Annotated in this window: 15 protein-coding genes; 2 read left to right on the forward strand and 13 right to left on the reverse strand. The window is 62.2% G+C overall.

The window, feature by feature from the left end; genetic code table 11:
* Positions 1-199 precede the first annotated feature (199 nt).
* From ACRAQ3_RS21560 to ACRAQ3_RS21585, 6 genes are all read right to left on the reverse strand, one after another.
* A complete protein-coding gene (locus ACRAQ3_RS21560; protein ID WP_162620616.1) occupies positions 200-847 on the reverse strand; it encodes a hypothetical protein in 648 nt (215 codons plus the stop codon).
* Positions 847-1,458 carry a hypothetical protein gene (locus ACRAQ3_RS21565; protein ID WP_099278664.1) on the reverse strand — a complete coding sequence of 204 codons (612 nt, stop codon included), beginning with the start codon at positions 1,456-1,458 and terminating at the stop codon, positions 847-849. Before ACRAQ3_RS21565 ends, ACRAQ3_RS21560 begins: the two co-directional genes overlap by 1 nt.
* 336 nt (positions 1,459-1,794) lie before the next feature.
* The gene (locus ACRAQ3_RS21570; RefSeq protein ID WP_099278663.1) at positions 1,795-2,292 is read right to left on the reverse strand and encodes a hypothetical protein; all 498 of its coding nucleotides are present in this window, start codon (positions 2,290-2,292) and stop codon (positions 1,795-1,797) included.
* Between the two features lie 928 nt (positions 2,293-3,220).
* Complete coding sequence (locus ACRAQ3_RS21575) at positions 3,221-3,646, reverse strand: hypothetical protein (protein WP_162620615.1); 426 nt, start codon at positions 3,644-3,646, stop codon at positions 3,221-3,223.
* Positions 3,639-4,001, reverse strand: a complete 363-nt coding sequence (locus tag ACRAQ3_RS21580; protein WP_099278661.1) for a hypothetical protein — start codon at positions 3,999-4,001, stop codon at positions 3,639-3,641. The genes ACRAQ3_RS21575 and ACRAQ3_RS21580 overlap by 8 nt, the downstream gene beginning before the upstream one ends.
* A gap of 246 nt (positions 4,002-4,247) precedes the next feature.
* Entirely contained in the window at positions 4,248-4,808 is a 561-nt protein-coding gene (locus tag ACRAQ3_RS21585; RefSeq protein ID WP_099278660.1) for a type II toxin-antitoxin system PemK/MazF family toxin, read from the reverse strand.
* Positions 4,809-5,087: 279 nt separating this feature from the next.
* Here ACRAQ3_RS21585 and ACRAQ3_RS21590 point away from each other — a divergent pair, with 279 nt between their 5' ends.
* A complete protein-coding gene (locus ACRAQ3_RS21590; protein WP_269398657.1) occupies positions 5,088-6,095 on the forward strand; it encodes a hypothetical protein in 1,008 nt (335 codons plus the stop codon).
* Positions 6,096-6,329: 234 nt separating this feature from the next.
* Here ACRAQ3_RS21590 and ACRAQ3_RS21595 read toward each other — a convergent pair whose 3' ends face one another.
* The 5 genes from ACRAQ3_RS21595 to ACRAQ3_RS21615 form a co-directional block, all read right to left on the reverse strand.
* The gene (locus ACRAQ3_RS21595) at positions 6,330-7,760 is read right to left on the reverse strand and encodes a hypothetical protein (RefSeq protein ID WP_099278588.1); all 1,431 of its coding nucleotides are present in this window, start codon (positions 7,758-7,760) and stop codon (positions 6,330-6,332) included.
* Positions 7,760-9,721, reverse strand: coding sequence for a site-specific integrase (locus tag ACRAQ3_RS21600; protein ID WP_099278589.1), 1,962 nt, complete (start codon positions 9,719-9,721; stop codon positions 7,760-7,762). The genes ACRAQ3_RS21595 and ACRAQ3_RS21600 overlap by 1 nt, the downstream gene beginning before the upstream one ends.
* Positions 9,722-9,894: 173 nt before the next feature.
* Entirely contained in the window at positions 9,895-10,323 is a 429-nt protein-coding gene (locus ACRAQ3_RS21605) for an excisionase family DNA-binding protein (protein ID WP_432257185.1), read from the reverse strand.
* A gap of 1,237 nt (positions 10,324-11,560) precedes the next feature.
* The gene (locus ACRAQ3_RS21610) at positions 11,561-11,923 is read right to left on the reverse strand and encodes a hypothetical protein (RefSeq protein ID WP_099278591.1); all 363 of its coding nucleotides are present in this window, start codon (positions 11,921-11,923) and stop codon (positions 11,561-11,563) included.
* Positions 11,924-12,597: 674 nt separating this feature from the next.
* Positions 12,598-13,056, reverse strand: a complete 459-nt coding sequence (locus tag ACRAQ3_RS21615) for an XRE family transcriptional regulator (RefSeq protein WP_099278592.1) — start codon at positions 13,054-13,056, stop codon at positions 12,598-12,600.
* Between the two features lie 164 nt (positions 13,057-13,220).
* Here ACRAQ3_RS21615 and ACRAQ3_RS21620 point away from each other — a divergent pair, with 164 nt between their 5' ends.
* Entirely contained in the window at positions 13,221-14,894 is a 1,674-nt protein-coding gene (locus ACRAQ3_RS21620; RefSeq protein WP_099278593.1) for a hypothetical protein, read from the forward strand.
* 104 nt (positions 14,895-14,998) lie between these two features.
* Here the strand turns inward: ACRAQ3_RS21620 and ACRAQ3_RS21625 are convergent, their stop codons facing one another.
* Positions 14,999-15,502 (reverse strand): hypothetical protein, encoded by a 504-nt coding sequence (locus tag ACRAQ3_RS21625; RefSeq protein ID WP_099278594.1) that lies wholly within the window; start codon positions 15,500-15,502, stop codon positions 14,999-15,001.
* 350 nt (positions 15,503-15,852) lie between these two features.
* A complete protein-coding gene (locus ACRAQ3_RS21630; RefSeq protein WP_099278595.1) occupies positions 15,853-16,230 on the reverse strand; it encodes an antitoxin Xre/MbcA/ParS toxin-binding domain-containing protein in 378 nt (125 codons plus the stop codon).
* Positions 16,231-16,423: the final 193 nt, after the last annotated feature.

Below are 16,423 nucleotides of genomic sequence, written 5' to 3' on the forward strand. Positions count from 1 at the left end.
ACCATCTGTTTCCATACAGAAGTTGCACTTCGAACGTGAATCCACCCACACGCACGATTTTTGCGTGTAATGAACGTTATGTAAAGAAGCAGCTGCGATCTGCAGCCGCAGCCGCAGCCGCAGCCGAGATTTGAACCAAATTCGTATCTTGGTTCGATGCTCTGCAAGTCATATTGCCCGCAAGGCATCAAATTTCTGATTAGCCCTTGATGTCCAATGACGGCCAAAGCGCTCGTTGCTGCAACGGGAGAACGCTCCGAACGATTTCGAGATACTGCTCGGCCTTCGGAATCACAGGCGTATCATCGTCCAGCTCGTAGAGCTCGATGATGCAGGACCATGGCATAGGGCAATCCTCCGCATCCTCCCCAATACTGTCCGGATCATCGATCATCGCCATGTCGAACAGAACGCGCGCTTTCCCGAAGATCACGACGCACATACGATAGTCATCATAATCAGTGTTCGCGATCATTTTGTAGCGAACCACGTCCTCGTGCACGTGCTCAGCCATATAAAGGTGTTCCAAAGCGATTTGCGCCGCACGTTCCTTCAAGCCTCCGTTCGAAAGATCCGCATAGCAGCGAAATTCGACTTCATCTTTCTCTGAGACCAAGAAGCCTTCGAGATGCCTTTCGAGCCCGGCATAATCGAAGAACCTGGCGGTGTGACATGACATCATTCCGACGATATCTCCAGGCTGCGCGCCATCAATCTGTGGCAAATTCCATTGCAGGGCGCTCATAGGACGAAAAATGCGTGCCTGAAATGACTTCTCTTCACCATGAGCAACTTCTTGATTGAAAGAAATGATATGGCCGCAGGGTCTTGTTTCTGGCTCACGCATTATTGCAGGCCCTCCGAATATTGGGCTTTCACATTTGCATTAAGAAGCTCTTTCGGCTGGGGGAATTCGATCCGGGACGCCTTCAGAGGCGAGCTGAATTCTCGCATGAACAAGAAATACGCCTTCATTTCCGAAATTGTCTGTCGCGCCGTTTCCAGCGACTTCTCGGCGTGAATGATCGCCCGGATATCGCTCACCGTTTCCGTATCGTTTTTCTGGTCGAAAACAGAGCCGATCACGACGGTAAACTTCTCGAAGTGCAATGTTTCGCATTTGCCCTCGGCCCTGCCGAGAAGGGCGAGGTAGGAGCGCGCGGGGGTATGCACCGAAAGCCAGCTGTCCGTGAGGGCCTTGACGGTGTCATGAGCCTCGGGCGTCATGTTGAAAACGGTCGCATCGCAGGTCCGACCATCTCCATTCGCCACAACGGCATACGAATATTCGGACGCCGAGCCGGTGCGATATTGCTTCCCGACGCCGTGCGCGAGGCTGATCGCAAGAAGCTCATCCTTTGCGGCAGTCTTCAAAGAACGCAGGCGCGAAAGAACACGCGTGGGAAACGTGGGTCGCGGGGGCAGGACGAAGGCGAAGGCGGGGGTGACGGTCAGCATCGTGGATCCTTTGGGTTGGTCGATTTTGGTGTTCTCAGTATCTGGGTCCGTCTGCCAAAGGCGAAAAATGGAGTTGGTCAGACGTTGGATGATCGTGCCTTGCACAGCTGGAGCCTCCGCCAACGTCCCTTCGGAGAGCCAGGCGCGCTTGGCCCCGCGAAGGCTGGGGGTGTCAGTGAGGTGTTTCGTGCAGACAGTCGCGAGAGATGTGCATGCGCCAAGCCGCAACCTCTGCGACGGCGCGGAAAGAGCTTACCTTCCAGGGAACGTTTTAAGTTATCGGGGAGCCGGGGACTGCTGTGCGCAGTCCCCGGCCGAGAGAGCAATTCAGCTGGTTTAGTAGTAGCCAGCTTCCTGATCTTCCTCGCAATCGAAGAAGGCGACGATGTCGAGATCGGGAAACTTCTCCCGCAGCGCCTCGATGATTCCGTGGGGCGGGCTCCAGGCCGTGGTGAAGCTATAGGTCGCCGTCTCCTCGTCGGTGTCCTCGAAGACGTCGATCGCCCCCCATTTCGTGCCCCAATGCGCGTCACGCCAGCAATCGGGATCAAGCCGAGCCAGTCCCTTGAATTGGGCCAGTTCCGCTTCCGACAGCGGACGGGCCACCTTCTCTCCGTCCAGACCTTCTCCTTCGATCCAGTGGCCATGGGTCTGGACTTCGCCATCGACGACAAAGTCCATTTTTCCCGATTTCATCAGGTCGAAGAAGGCTGGCTCCGGAACGACCTTCTCAAAGGCGAACATGGAGGCGTCGGACTGCACGAGTTCGTAGAACTCGGCCATGTCTTCTTCTTCGCCGGTGACAGTGATGCGGTTGTCGCAATAGTTGGGCATGGTGGTCTCCTTGGCATGCCGATAGGGACCGCTCCGCCGGTCACGGCAGAGCGAGATTTGGTTTGATTGAGAATTCCGATCTGACCCGCTTGTCCTGCGCCACCCCGGCGCAAGGCATGCCTTGCATTGCGCGGCATCACGCTGCTTGCGTCATGCCGACGATCGGGTCTTGAACAGGGTCGAGCCCCGCGGGCTTCAGTAGAGGGTGGAAGGGGTGAGCCCGATCCCCCAAGGGGGGACATCCAAATATGAGGGAACGTCCGGGCTGAAAGGCCGGGCAGGCATGCCCTGCCGATCTGCCGGGGCGCCCGGTAGGTAAGTTCGATGCATCATTCGTATTTCAGAAGGCAAAGGACGACCTGCACCGTGAAACGGCAGAGCCGCAAAACGGTGTTGAAACGAGGATTCAAACCGGGTAGCAAGCCTGTGCTAGAGAACTTGAAAGCCCTTTGGAGCCTCGGTTTCGAAGGGTTTTCTTTTGCCCGTATCTGCTCCTTGTTTTGTTCTTGTCTTGACATGGCGCGAAGGCGGCCAAGGCCCTTATGCCATTCGTGCTTGCTAAGCGTCCGAGCCGTTAGTGGTCGTCGGTGTGCTTCGCGACACGGCACGTTACTAGCTAAGAAAAAACCCTTTTGTCACGGGGGGATTCAAACCAGAGGGCTCCTCATCGCAGCTTCCCGTAAGCGCTTATGGTTGCCCAATGAAACAAGGGGAATTCCGCTCGAAACGACCACCATTGTCGGGATTTTTTCGGCACCTCGCAAACTCATCACGAACTATAACATTTCCGTGATTTTTCCGGGTCTCTTGACTTAAAATCGTGTCCGTCGATCAAAAGAGAAAACGGAGATGTTGGCAGCGACCTGGCTGCCCGAGCTTTCCCCATATGCAGCCACGGGCCGAGGCTTTGTGCTCGGCCCCTGCCCTTTCACCCTCGAAGCTCTGCCGCGATCTGCTCTGCGCGCAGCCGGTTGCGCACCGCGTCGATCCGTTCGACGAGAAGCTTCAGCGCTGACTGCAGGGCGATCAGCGCCATCGCGGCCTCGTTCGAAACTTGCTGCTCGTAGCCCCCCGAGACCGCATGCTCATCGGCGATGTAATGCCGCTTCGTGCCTTGGCGGATGGCTGCATCGAGGTCGCCCGCGAAAGTGCGGGACGCTTCGACGTCGAGCGCCGAGAAGATCGTGGTCTGCGCCAGCTCCCGGCGCAGCATCGCGGCTTGGCGCTGCTGCGAGAGCGACAGGCTCTGCGCCTTCTCGGCCTTTGCAAAAGCGGCCTCGGTGGCTTCTGCGGCATCCAGGGCATGGTTGATCCGCACTACGAGGCTGTCGCTCCCATGACACCGCTCACACATGGTAAGCCTCCGTCTCCTGCTGCGACTGCGCCGCGCAGAGCGCGTCCTTCAGGGCTTCGGAAAGCAGGCAGATATCCTCGACATGCGGCGAAGTCGGATCGATCGCCGCGAAGCATTCTGCTTCGATGCGGCCGTCGTCATGCACATGCTCGAGGCGAAGCAAGCCGAGCAGGGCCTTTGCATCGCGCGCGGTCCTGCGCGTCAGCGGCACCGGTTGACGGAGATCGTCGAGCAGGCGCTGCGCACGCAGAAGCCACGGTTGACCGCCGAGGCACCAGGCCGCGTTCTGGAGCGCGACGTCGTATTGCCAGGCGAACCGGTGCAGAGCGGAAGGGGGGATGAACGTGTCGAACATGAAATCTTTCCTTGAGATGTGGGGCCCGGCGGCACGCCGCGGGCGACAAGGCGGCCCCGTCCAGATGGGAGGGCAGCAACGGATTGGCGGTGGAGGTCTCGAGGCTCTTTTCCGGATGACTTGGGACGCATCGGATGCTGCGGGGGCTCTCACTCCGGTGAGCTCCCGCAGAAGCCGATGGCCGAAGTTGCCCCTTGTTCAGGGATCCGAGTGTTGGATGACCGCGGTCGCGCGACGGACGCGGCGCTACCCTTCCGACTGGAGGTTGATGTCTCGCCGGTCGGGCGGCTTGCAGGACAGCAGGGGCCGGTTGCGGCAATGGTTGATGGGGACCGGCGCGCAGGTGGGGCGCGCCCGACCCCAAGGCGGCCGCCGATCAGATCCGCGCGTGACGTGCCTCTGGACAAGCGCGAGCCGTGCCGCGGCGGCCCCGGTAAGCTGTCCGATGACGGCAGTATTCAAAACGGGGTGGGGCTCGAACGCAGGGTCGTCGAGCGCCACGCTCAGCCGTCGCGCCGCATCGAAGACGGTCGGCTTGCGCAGCGAAGCGCAGGCCAGCTCGTCCGGGTCAGTTACCGGCACCAGCAGGCGAGGCGCACGGGGCCGGCCGCTCGAGGTGCCATAGGCGAGCGTCGCAATGCGCTGACCGTTCTCGACATGGGTGGCGAGCACGAGCGTAGGGCGCACCTTCGGTGGCTCATCGCCGTCGCGTTCATGCGGAAAACGGTAGGCGACGATATCGCCGGCGCGCAGCGTCGATCTCCAGTCCGGTTGCGATGACTGGCAGGCAGGAAGCGTCGAATGCATGGGGCAGGATCCTTCGGAGAATTTATCTCCGCCCGTCCCGCTGGCTCGCGAGAGCGCTGATGTCCGGTCGGGCGGCACCCGTCGCGCCCGACCGGACATCAGTGACCTTGCGCGCCTCCCCGCCACTCCCAACACTCTGCTGTTCGGCTACAAAGACCTTTCAGAAAAATGCACTGGTCGTCCTAAATGTATGTTTTATTAAGATTCAAACCTTCACCTGCGGATTTTGCGATTTCGGAAGGAGACCAATTTCCCGGTCATCGCAACCGGAGACACAGCATGACCACGACCCCCATCACCCGCCCCTTCTTCGACACCGCCGCCAGCATTGCGGAAAGCTGCCTGCGGCGTCTCGAGGCGATCTGTCCGCTCGAGGCGTTCGACACGATCATCGATCCCGCCGCAGGACCCGGCGCGCTGTCGACCAGCCTGCGCAATCGGATCGCCATGGATATGGTCTCGCGCCCCGCCGGCCTCTGCGTCGCGAATTTCGCGGCCTCGATGTCCGACGGCGACTTCGGCCGTGCCTTGGTGGTCGGTAGCGCGGAGCCCGGCAGGAACGGCACGTCTGCCGTGGCGTTTTTCAACGCTGCCGCCTCTAATGCCGACACGATCGCCCTCCTCCTGCCGCGCAGTATCCGTAAGCCGAGCCAGCAGAACCGGCTCGACCCCATGTTCCACCTGATCCACGACGAGGACATCGTCGGCCTGATTACCGGCGCAGATGGCAAGGAGAGCAACGCACCCTGCACCTTCCAGATCTGGCAGCGCCGCGCCACGCCTCGGCCCAGGATCGTTCCGCCGAAGTCGCACCCTGACTTCGTCTTCAGCGGCCGCTCTGACGCCGATCTCGCAGTGCAACGGGTTGGCGCGAATGCCGGTCGGATCAAGCCGGTCGCGGAGGCCGGCAGCGTCGCCTCGCATTACTTCCTGAAGGCCGCGGACGGCCGCGCGGACGAGCTGCGTGCCCGCCTTGCCGCGATCGACTTCGATCCCCTGCGCCACCAGGTGGCCGGCATTCCGTCGATCTCCAAGGGGGATCTCGTGGCGCTCTATGAAGCCGCTCGCATTGCTGCAGGCGAGGCACCTGCCATCACCGAGGGCGTCCCTGCAAGCGCGCCTCCGGCAGCGCCACGCCCTCCCATGTCCGATCTGCCCTTCGCCGGGATGCGTCTCTTCATGCAGTTCGTCGATGGTGGCGGCGATGGGGATTTCGAGACCAGGGCGGCGGGTCCGCTTCGTCGTGATGAGTTCCTGGTCCGGATTCCGGAAATGGGCGCCATCTAACAGGCCTCCGCGGAAGCGCCGCCGCGCCTTCGATGCGCCTGGTCTCTCCGAAAACGTCGGAGCAGCAGTTCGAGACGATGCTGCTCCGGAACCAAGTGCTTTCCGTTCGGCAGTGAACCTGCCGATAACCCTCTTCGCGCTCTTTTTGCCGAGCTCGGTGGGGTGCCTTGGCATGAGCGTACCACCCCGGCCGGCGATGCCGAAGCGCCACCAGTTCGCCCTGGGAACGCGGACTTACGCGTCCCGGGCGATTGTCTTTATCGTGGCGTGGTATTTCTCGAGGGCCGCAGTGTCCCGGAAATCCGTTCGGTAGGCCTGCTGCATCCAGCGCGACGAGTGGCCGAGGAGCGCCTGAACCGCCCAAGCGGCGTCGGGGGCCTGGGTCCTGACCAGATCGGTGACGAGACTGCGCACGAGGTGGCCGGAGATCCCGAACTCTTCCTGCAAAAGCACGGCCGGGTGGTATGTCGACAGGGCCCCCTCCTCGAGGCCGAGCAGGTTGGCACCGTCGAGCTCGCGCAGCCGGTCGACCATCTGCCACCCGGGGCGGTCTGCCATGACATGGGCATCGATAATTCGGGAGGTGACCGGCCAATAGGAACCGAGTGCCTTCTTGCCGCGGGTCTTGGCCTGACGAAACTCAGCCGTCCAGTCGCCTTCCGGGGTCCGGGCGATCTCCCGGCCGATCCGGAAGGTGGAAAGGTCTCCCTGACGGTCGACGCCGTTGAGCAGCAGAGCGAAGACCACGGCCTTTCGCCGGAGCCGGCACGCGGCCGCGCCATGTGCCGGCAGATCGGCGGCCTCTTCGAGGCAGCGATGTGCGGCATGGAGGAGATCGGCCAGACCATGCTGGTCCAGGAACCTGCGGATCTTTGCATGTTTGCCCGGCGTCTCGTCCGTGGCTTCCGAGACAAGCGCGGTGTGGATCTCGGTAAAACGCCCTTCGACCTTTGCAGTGAAGAGCGCCCCGCGACGGGCAAACAGGATGACACGCTGAAAGTAGTCGGCCGCGCTGCGCATGGTGATCGGCCCTCTGCCCTCCTCGGCACGGAACAGAAAGCGCAGGAAGGCTTCGGCCAGATCGGCGCTGAACGCCTCCGGCAAGGCGACCCCCTGCTCCGCCGCCCAGACGCGTGCCGCCGCGCAAAGCCCGACGGCCTGGACGACATTTGCTCGGCCCTTGGCCGCGAGCGGCCTGTAGCGTCGGCCGTTGCGGCGCACCCGTTGATCGAGAAGCGGTTCGACCGCGGCCCAATCGATCGGCCAATTCGCCGGCTCGAGCGCGATCCGCTGTGAAACCCGAGGACGGGCTTCCTTCGCGTTATAGCGCGCGTTCAACCAGCGGTCCCAGTCCTGGCGAAGCGGCCGCGCCGGTGCCAGGGGCACCCCGGGATCGAAAGCCGCGAGCGCGTTCATCAGGGTGATGAGGCCGGTGCGGCTCGTGGTCACCGCCGCGAAATCCTCGAGCCGCACCTGCTGCGGTGCGCGGCGGGTCTTCAGCATGTGTCCATAGAAGCGCTCGAGCGCAGCCGGGCCACCCCGGGACGTGAAGCGCCCGTCGACGGCGGCGGCCGCGGCCAGTGCAGCGACATCCCGCGGCACGTTCGGCATGCGCGCGATGAGTGTCGCAACCCTGGCATCGCGCGAGTGACGGCGTGTCGGCATCAGGCCACTCCTTTCAGGTTGAGTGTGGGGTCGAGTTCGGTAAGCACCTCGGCGAAGAGATCCATGGCGGCGCGGCCCTCGCCACGGGCATAGAAGGTCTCGACGGTGCGCAGGCTGTCGGCGAGCAGCGCGGCCACGACGGCGTAATCCCCGGGGTTCTTTGCGAGGTAGAGGGTGGCTGCGACGTGGCGCATCATATGCGGTGTGAGACCAGTGAGCCCGAGCCGCGCCATGCCGCGGTTCCAGGCTTTGTTGATGAGCTGCCGGCTGACCGCCCCCGGTCCCGAGAGTGCGGGAAAGAGGTGATGGTTCGCGCAATGGCGCGGCGCTCCATTGGCATCGTCGCATGTCCTGGCCTGTCCCGCCCCGATGTCTGACATGTCTGCCGCAGCGGCGTCTTTGACGGTGGCCCGGTCACGCCAGGCCGGGCGCCCCTCGTCGATCCAGGCGGAGATCACCGCCCACAGCCAGTCGGGAATCCGCCCTTCGAGCGGCTTGCGGTTTTTTACCCGGCCCCGGCCGATATCGAGCCATGCCGAGGCCCGTTCCCGCCGGGGCGGCACGAGTTCGGGCATGTCACCCTCGGAGAGCATTTCGTGGACGTTGCGGGTCCGGAGCGGGCGCGCGAGCTGGATCGCGAGCATGGTCGCGGCCATGAAAAGATGCAGCGCCTCGGTGCGCTGGTGCGTGGTGAGGTTCTTTCGGCCCAGCAGCCGTCTTGCTTCGGCGAGCAACACGCGCGGACCCGTAACGATAGCGCGCACAACGGCGGGGTCCCGATCCACGAGCTTGACGAATGCCTCCCGGGACGCCGACATCTCGCGTGTGGCATCGGACTCCTCGCCGAGGTCGAGCCGCATGTCCTCGATCGCCCACACCAACGCCTCCCCGGCCCCGTTCCGCTCGGCGATCGTGCCGAGATCCGAAAGCCAGGTGGTGAGCGACGTGGTCTTCTTCGCGTCCTTGAGGCTTATCGCCGTTGCGCTTCGATCGAGGAACCGTTCGACCGCCGCTTCGACGTTGTCCTCGGTGAGCAGATCCATAATCGACGCGAGGCCGAGAACCGGCTCCCGCTCTGGGAAGGCGTGCCGCGCCAGCCAGGAGAGGGCCCTGCGGAACGCCTTGGCACGAGCATCCTTGTTGCGGATCGGGCGCTTCCGACCGCCCGTTTCCCGGCGCCGATTGGCCACTGGATCCGATCCGAGCCGGCCCCCGAACTGATCAGGGCGCCGCGGCGCCCGGAGAGCCCGCGAAATCACGCGTTCCAGATCGGCCTGAAACTCTGCGGTGCAGCGTGTCCAATCCATCGCGGGATCGCGCTGCGTGGGCAACGGTCCGATCGGCCGCGCCGGGAGGAGCGAGGCGATGGCAGAATGGGTGCCGCGCTCCGCGATTAACCGGTTGAAGAACCGGATCGATCGTCGGTAGCTGTCGACCTTATTCGGAGGGATATGGGCCAGCGCCGCAACGGCACCGGCGGTGTCGATACTCATCGGAGGGACCCTGCCCAGTCGCGCGCGCAGGTTCTCGATGGAGAGCGAGGCCTTGTTGGGCAGGAGGGCTTTCCCTTGGGCATCGTAGGTGTTCTCCGCGGCCGCGACATACCGGGCGACCCGCTCCCATGTGGCCGCGGCATCGGCACAGGCCGCGGCCGTCCGGGGCGTGGCCCGTTCGCGGGCCCGGCGGATGGCGGCAGAGACGCGACCTACGAAACCATCGAACGCCCGCTGTCGGGCCTCCGGGGTCCGAGCCCGGGTAAATTCTCCCGCCCAGACGATCTCTGCCGCCAGCTGTTCCCATTCCACCACGTCTGCCGAGATTTGTGACAGGCGTCGGCCTGTCAGGCGTTCGATCCGGCCGAACGACGACTCGTAGGCCTTGGCCGAGCTTTCGCTGTAGAGTTCGGGAAGGAGCAAATAGACGTCGAGCAGCGTCTCGATACGAAGGGTGCGTTCAGTCACGGGTTTGTCCTTTCATCGGGGCGAAAGCCCGTTCATGCATAGGCAGATGAACGGGACGCCCACGCAGATTTGGGCCATAAACCTTGTGGGGCGTTCTGTTCGAACGTCCGTAAAATACGGTTTTTCAAGGGGACTCCGTTCAAGACGGTGCAGACGGGCGCGTGCACGCGGCATCATGTCCATGTCGCCATCCACCGATCGACCTCGGCGGGCACGAAGCGAAAGCTGAGACCCACGCGTCGGGCGGAGAGGGAGCCGCATTTCGCCTTTCTCAAGATTGTGTCGCGGCTCATTTCGGCGCGGCGGGCCACCTCCTCCGGGGTCATGAGATCGGCCATGTAGGCTGTCTCGAACCCCTTCGGGGGCAGACCTCCCTCGAAACGGAACACCGCTGGCCAGAGATACCGGACATGGCGACCATCGCGGATCGGGACGAGCAGGCCGTCAGCTTCGGCCCGCCAGAAGAAGCTGTCCGATCCGTGCCGCCAACGCGCGATCAGCCGCGCGCGGCTGAGAAGCTGCTCCATGCCGCACCCGGCTGTTTTGTCGGGGATGGTCTTTTTATTTTTGGTCACCGGTAGGTCTCCGTCGTGGTGTCGCACGGGACCTCGGATCAGCCGCGCAAGCGCGGAAAAGATTCTGCGAATTTTCTACTCAAGCGTGACGGCGCTGGTTCTTGCGACCGTGGGCATTGTCCCCGGTCATGATGTCAGGGAGGCCCGGTCTCCTGGCCTTGAGGCGTTACACGGGGCCCCTTCGGCGAAGCTGCATAAGGTGTGTTCGTGTCGTGAAATACGTAGGCAACGTCGTCATCGACCTGCTCTCGTTCGTGGGTCTCAACCCGGACCAGCATGAGCGACACCCCTCCGATAGCTGGCTAAACCCGCGCATCGTGCGCCGAACAGGCCTTCATGCTTCGACGGCCTTACGCTCACCAGAGGTGGTATGGTGGCAGCGTTATCTGGACATGAGGTGCTCTCAACCACCCCGACCGTTCAGTCTTTCAGGGCCGTCGATCACGCTGGCTGGCGGAACCGCATGGCTGCGCAGACCGCCGGTTCCTGATGTCCGCAGGCCTGCCCAAAGACGCGTCTGAACGGAATTCGTCCTCCACCGACGATGCCTCCTCTTCAATGTTGAAAAGAGATCGGGATGCGCCGCGAATTTCTGTCCGGCACCGGCGCGTTGTGGCTGCCTCGTTGGTGCATTCGTCGTGCTTGTGCACCATAGCCACGGTGATTTCAGGTGCAGCTGACATTTGTGGATGGTGGCCAGAAGACGCTGCCAGCACCAGCGGCGCCACGTGATGACCATGCGATGTGGGGTTTCGCGAACACCAAGCGCCGCCCAGACATCGCTCTGCGGCGCGGCAGGGCATACACGATGTTTTCGGCTTGCCGAGATCGCGGCTCTCACGATCGCCCATGGCGCATGGAACGCCGGCAGCCCTTGCGACGTTCCGGAGCTTTTCGAAGACCCCCACCGGTTTGCGAAGTCCCGCGCGCCGACGGTGTTGGTCGGCGTGTCATTTCGCACCCGCCTGCCCGGGCTGGCAGCCCTTGTTCCGGATCATGCGGTCCAGCAAAGCGCGCAGCCCCGTGTTCTCCCCTGCACCACTGGGCCATTTCCCATGCCCGGCAGAGCAGAACCTGGCCGCGGCCGAAGCTCCGGGCCGTGCACGTTGGTGAGCACATCTGCCGTGGTCATCGTCCTCTCCATTAGGACGAGGCCGCCGCGGCCCCTGACACGGAGGGCGCCGCGACGGCGATCGCCAAGACAATTCACCTGCGTTGCTGGGCTCGAAAACCCCGGAGGAGATCAATTGGTGGAGGTCGTGCTTCAAGCGGACCAGTAGCACACCACGGGGTCCGAAGCCGTGACAGCCTCGTGCAGCCTTTCAAGAATCCGTCGGTAGGCCGCCCGGAGTTCCGAGGTGTCATGATCGTATTCATGGCTCCAACAAATCCGTTCGAACTCCGCCTCCGAAAGCGCAGCTTCCGCGCGCGCGACCTCTGTGTCATCGGTGTCCCACTGGCAGGCCACCGCTTCGACCATCCAGTCTTCGATCTGGAAATCGGTACTGTCGTCCTCGGACGGGGGGAGGTCCAATTCAAAGAAGCTGTTGGCGAACTGGCTATGATTGCGCAAGTAGGCGATCTCGGTTTGTGCGCGACGTTTGACGAAGCCCATATCAAGACCCATGGGTCTGTCCTTTCAGTTTTCAATGTCGTGAACGGAAGGGATCCGCCGCGACAGCGGATCCGTTGACGTGCCCCGATGGCATGCTCCCGGCCGGGGGGAACTGACCCGGCAAACGGGATCTGGGTCCATGGCGGAAAGCCGGAAACAAACCGCCTGAAATCACGCGGGCATTCAGTGTCGCGCCAGGGCCTGCAGCAAGAGGAAAGCCCGCAAAGGCAGACAGCCTCGCCCTCCAGGACAACCGCTCCCACTGACTAGTAGATGTCTGCAATTCATTTTGGGCGGCTGGACGAGCAGGCTGCCCTTCGGAGGGTCCAGGTCCGTAGCTCCTTCGCCCTATTCCCTGTGTTCACCGGGCTCGGGCGGCAGGAGGCCTTTTCGGACCTGCAGGGCATATGTTGAACCGCCCTATCTGAAGAGGAAGCAGGGGCAGAGTCTCCCCAAACACCGATCGTGTCTCACCGACCGGTATAAGCGCCGGCTTTTGGGGAGGTCCGGTTTGGTCATTGAGCCAGCGAAAGCCTTTTCACCCCACGCCCGTCCAACGTCGTTGAGAGCGTCCTCTAAAATATCCGCGGGCCAGCCGGGGGCTCATGGACCTGCTGGTGCAAGCCGATGTCACCAGATTGGCCCGGCACACCGGTGGCGCCTCCTGCATGCCCGTCCGGTCCATCTCACGCGTAGCCCTCCTGAGCAATCCGGGTGACGTAGGAGGCTACTGCCTCGACGCGATCCTCCCGCAGCAGGTCCGCCGCGGTTCGGCCACCGAAGGACGCGAGGGGCCATGTCGAAACCCCAGCATAGGCTTCAGAAAATGAGCCAGCCCATGGGACGACCTGCACGAGGACTTCAATCAGATCCCTGAGTCTGCGCTGCGTTTCCGGCGTTTCCAGCCGTGCACGCTCACTCAGCGCTTCCTCCGGCTGGTCGAGAACGAGCGCGAGTTCGGCCCTGCTCAGGCCGAGCACTTCGAGACGGTCATCGATGTCAACCTTGCCATTGGGCCGTATCAGATCTTGCGCGCTCGGGAACGGGGGGAACGGGTCAGCCATGCCGAGAAGCATAGGCTCGTTTTGCGGCATGCGCAGCCAGCTGCAGAAATCAGCTGATACCACCTTGTCTCGGCCGAGCATGGCTCCGTCAGGCAGACAGGCCATGCCGCACAGGCTGCGACCGCATAAAAATCTTCTCCCCAATTCAAGTCATTGAAATCTAATAGCTAATTAGGAACAAACCCGCTTCTGGGTTTGGGCTCTCGGATCAATTTCCCCCTCGCAGACAACGAGGGACACGATCCATGACCACCAAGAGCAAACCCGCCGGCACCTCCTACGTTTCCACCGCCGCGGAGATGAGCCAGTATTACACCAACACGCAGCTTGCGGCTGCCTACGTGGAGCGGGTTCTGGCGCGCTACGTCGCCAACCCTTTCGACACCATCATCGAACCCTCCGCCGGCACCGGCGCCTTTTCACGCCATCTCGGGCCCAACTGCATCGCGCTCGACCTCGATCCGAAGGCGCCGGGCATCATCGATGCCGACTTCCTGAGCTGGTCGCCCACGGGCCCCCTGGGCCGCACCCTGATCATCGGCAATCCACCCTTCCGCAACAATACGGCACTCGCTTTTCTGAACCATGCAGCCAGCCTCGCCGACGTCGTCGCACTCATCCTGCCAGCGTCGTTTTGCAAGATGACCATGCAGAACCGCGTCGACACGCGCCTGCACCTCGTGCACGAGGAGGAGGTGCCGCAGGATGCCTTCATCTACGAAGGCAAGACCGTTCATGTCCCTTGTGTGCTGCAGATCTGGGAGCGCCGCTCGGAACCACGCCAGTTGCATGCGCTCGAGACTGAGCATCCGCATTTCGAACGCTGCAGCCAAGCCGAAGCGGATCTCGTGATCCGGCGCGTGGGCGCGCATGCCGGTCAGCTGAAGCCGGTCGACCAGAACTGGAGCCCGCAGTCCAACATCTTTCTGCGGGCCACCGGCTGCAACCCGAAGGCGCTGGAGGAGCGTTTCGCGCGTCTCGATATGTCGAAGCATGCCCGCAACGGCGCCGGCGGCGGTTCGATCAACATGAGCGAGATCATCGAACTTTACGTAGCGGCTTTGGCCGAGGAAGCTCGGACCGTAACTGCTGACCCCGCAGTGTCGATGCCGCGGCAGATCGCACAGGAGGTGCCCGCCGCCCCTGAAACACAGTCGGTCGATGAGGCTGACAGGGCCGCGCAGCAGGCAACGCCCGGCGCGCCGGCACATTGTGAGCCCAACGACGGCGTGACTGCGACTGCGGCTGGGGGGAAGCGCAACATGCCCGAAGCCGACGCCGCTGTGCTGTTCGACCGGGTGGTCATTGATGACATTGCCGGAGGTGCACCGACCCGGGAGGCCATCGCGCGTTTCAATTCAGCCGCGGCGGAAGCACAGTCCATCACGATCACGGTGCCGCTCAGCTTCCGGAAGACGAGCGTGCAGAACCAGCTCGACTCGGCCTTCCACCTTGTCGATGACATCGAGGCCACGGTGCAGATGGTGGGATCCAACGGTCGGCCGCGCGAGCGGCGCTGCGCGATCCAGATCTGGGAGCGTCGCGCCAAGCCGCGACCACGGCCTGCACTGGAAACGCGGCATCCTGACTACGAGTTCTGCAGCCGGGCCGAGGCCGACTTTGCGATCCAGCGCGTGGGTGGACGTGCCGGTCGGCTGAAGATGCTCGATGACGCCGGGAGCGCGCAGTCCCATCTGTTCCTGCGTGCCATGGCCTGCAGCCCAGCTGAGCTGTGGGCCCGCTTCGACGTCATCGATTTCGATATGGTGCGGCACAACACCGCCGCCGTGCCGTCGATCGCGAAGTCGGAACTCGTGGCCCTGTATGACGCCAGCCGCAGGCTTTGCCATACCGCAGATGACCAGGTCAGGACGCGCGAGACCTGCTCCTGCGGCGCCGAGGAGGTGGCGAGTGGTTGAAAACAAGGTCAGGGAGATTGAGACGAATGTGGAGGCTGTTCTCAGCCTCCGCACTACCGCTTCTCAGTGTCAATTACTTCACCAAGAATGATGCCGACCGTTCTTCAGTAATACCCCGATATGAACCTCTGTGGGTTATCGTAGAAGGCTTCGATCTCGACCTCACAAAAGACCCTTCTCAGAGCCCGGACAATTCCGCGAGGGGGGCCGCCCCGGGTGACGAACCTGATGGTTCCCGTGTCTTTTTTGTGATGAACCTTTGCATGAATAGCATTGCTTTCAGATCCCCAGAAGGTCGCCGCCCATTCTGCATGAGTTTGATATGGCTGACTGTCGAATTCAGCCGCCTCCTCTGCCGTGAAAGGGCGCTCTTCGATGACGCCTGACAGTTCGTCGCGACGTTTATACGAGTTAGCATGGACGACATGCTGCCCGTCGACAACGAATGTCACGTATTTCCGTTCGTTGAGGTGACTCAGGATATCGGGAGACCGAATGATGTAATCAAAATCGACGGGTCCGTTCGGGCCGGAAAGATACTGGTAGAAGGCGTGGATATCCATGGTATTCTTGAATGAGACGTCCAGCCGGTTATTGTATGTGAGCATGATGAATTTGTTTCCTTGCAGCATTCAGCCGATCTGGCGGCTTGGTTTCAGGCGTCATTGCCTGGCAAGGAGAAGATTGGTCGTTCGCTCGAAGCGAAAAACTTTTTTGGGGGTTTGCGGCTCTACAAAGGAAATGCTTCCCGATCTTCCGAACCGAGCTGTCTGTCCCACCAAGTATGTTTTCCGAGATAGGTGCCTTGGCCCGGGCGTTCCGAGGAAAATTCCCGTTTCCAACGCAGGCTGACGTCAAGCGAAACCGGACGTGTCATAGCCAAGCTCTTACCCCCTCCTCATGTTTCAGGGGCGTTCGCAAGGCATGTCGATGTCAGCCGCCGCCTTGGTTTGCTGCCTTACGCGTAACCGCTGAGGGCAATGCGGGAAACATAGAACCTGATGGCTTCGGCGCGTCCTTCTCGGACCAGATCCGCCGCGGTCCGGCCACCGAAAGATGGCAGGGGCTGCGTCGAGAACCAAGCGAACGCCCGGGAGAGGGATCCGGCCCACGGCGTGACCCGCACGAGGATCTCAACCAAATCCCGAAGTCTTTGTTGCGAGACCTCCGACGACAGACGCTGGGCCGTGGACAAGGACCCCGGCGACATGCCGAGCACGCATGCAAGTTCGGTCCTGGTCAGGTGCAGCGCTTCGAGGAGCGCGTCGAGCGCCACCGTGCCATCTGACAGGGTCAGGTCCTGCGAGGTCGGGCTTGGATGAGATGCGATAGCCATTCTGCCAGTATAGCGTCTGTCCCCCGACAGACGAAGTCGGCCTGCATGAAACGCGGACGGGAACTGGAGGCTGTCTTGGAACGGACAGAAAGCCTGCACACCCTTACATCACGTTTGGCATATTTGCATTTATCTACAAGTTTGCTGTATAGCATTAAAACTACAAGAATGGCATATAAGTAGATGCTACAAG

The sequence above is a fragment of the Limimaricola sp. AA108-03 genome, assembly GCF_050847355.1.
GTDB lineage: Bacteria > Pseudomonadota > Alphaproteobacteria > Rhodobacterales > Rhodobacteraceae > Limimaricola.

Bases quoted from the DNA above. Each gene is read 5' to 3' on its own strand.
- ACRAQ3_RS21615 (WP_099278592.1), bottom strand. From the start codon at position 13,056: ATGCTCGGCCGAGACAAGGTGGTATCAGCTGATTTCTGCAGCTGGCTG.
- ACRAQ3_RS21565 (WP_099278664.1), bottom strand. From the start codon at position 1,458: ATGCTGACCGTCACCCCCGCCTTCGCCTTCGTCCTGCCCCCGCGACCC.
- ACRAQ3_RS21590 (WP_269398657.1), top strand. From the start codon at position 5,088: ATGACCACGACCCCCATCACCCGCCCCTTCTTCGACACCGCCGCCAGC.
- ACRAQ3_RS21625 (WP_099278594.1), bottom strand. From the start codon at position 15,502: ATGCTCACATACAATAACCGGCTGGACGTCTCATTCAAGAATACCATG.
- ACRAQ3_RS21630 (WP_099278595.1), bottom strand. From the start codon at position 16,230: ATGGCTATCGCATCTCATCCAAGCCCGACCTCGCAGGACCTGACCCTG.
- ACRAQ3_RS21580 (WP_099278661.1), bottom strand. From the start codon at position 4,001: ATGTTCGACACGTTCATCCCCCCTTCCGCTCTGCACCGGTTCGCCTGG.
- ACRAQ3_RS21610 (WP_099278591.1), bottom strand. From the start codon at position 11,923: ATGGGTCTTGATATGGGCTTCGTCAAACGTCGCGCACAAACCGAGATC.
- ACRAQ3_RS21620 (WP_099278593.1), top strand. From the start codon at position 13,221: ATGACCACCAAGAGCAAACCCGCCGGCACCTCCTACGTTTCCACCGCC.
- ACRAQ3_RS21585 (WP_099278660.1), bottom strand. From the start codon at position 4,808: ATGCATTCGACGCTTCCTGCCTGCCAGTCATCGCAACCGGACTGGAGA.
- ACRAQ3_RS21560 (WP_162620616.1), bottom strand. From the start codon at position 847: ATGCGTGAGCCAGAAACAAGACCCTGCGGCCATATCATTTCTTTCAAT.
- ACRAQ3_RS21570 (WP_099278663.1), bottom strand. From the start codon at position 2,292: ATGCCCAACTATTGCGACAACCGCATCACTGTCACCGGCGAAGAAGAA.
- ACRAQ3_RS21595 (WP_099278588.1), bottom strand. From the start codon at position 7,760: ATGCCGACACGCCGTCACTCGCGCGATGCCAGGGTTGCGACACTCATC.
- ACRAQ3_RS21575 (WP_162620615.1), bottom strand. From the start codon at position 3,646: ATGTGTGAGCGGTGTCATGGGAGCGACAGCCTCGTAGTGCGGATCAAC.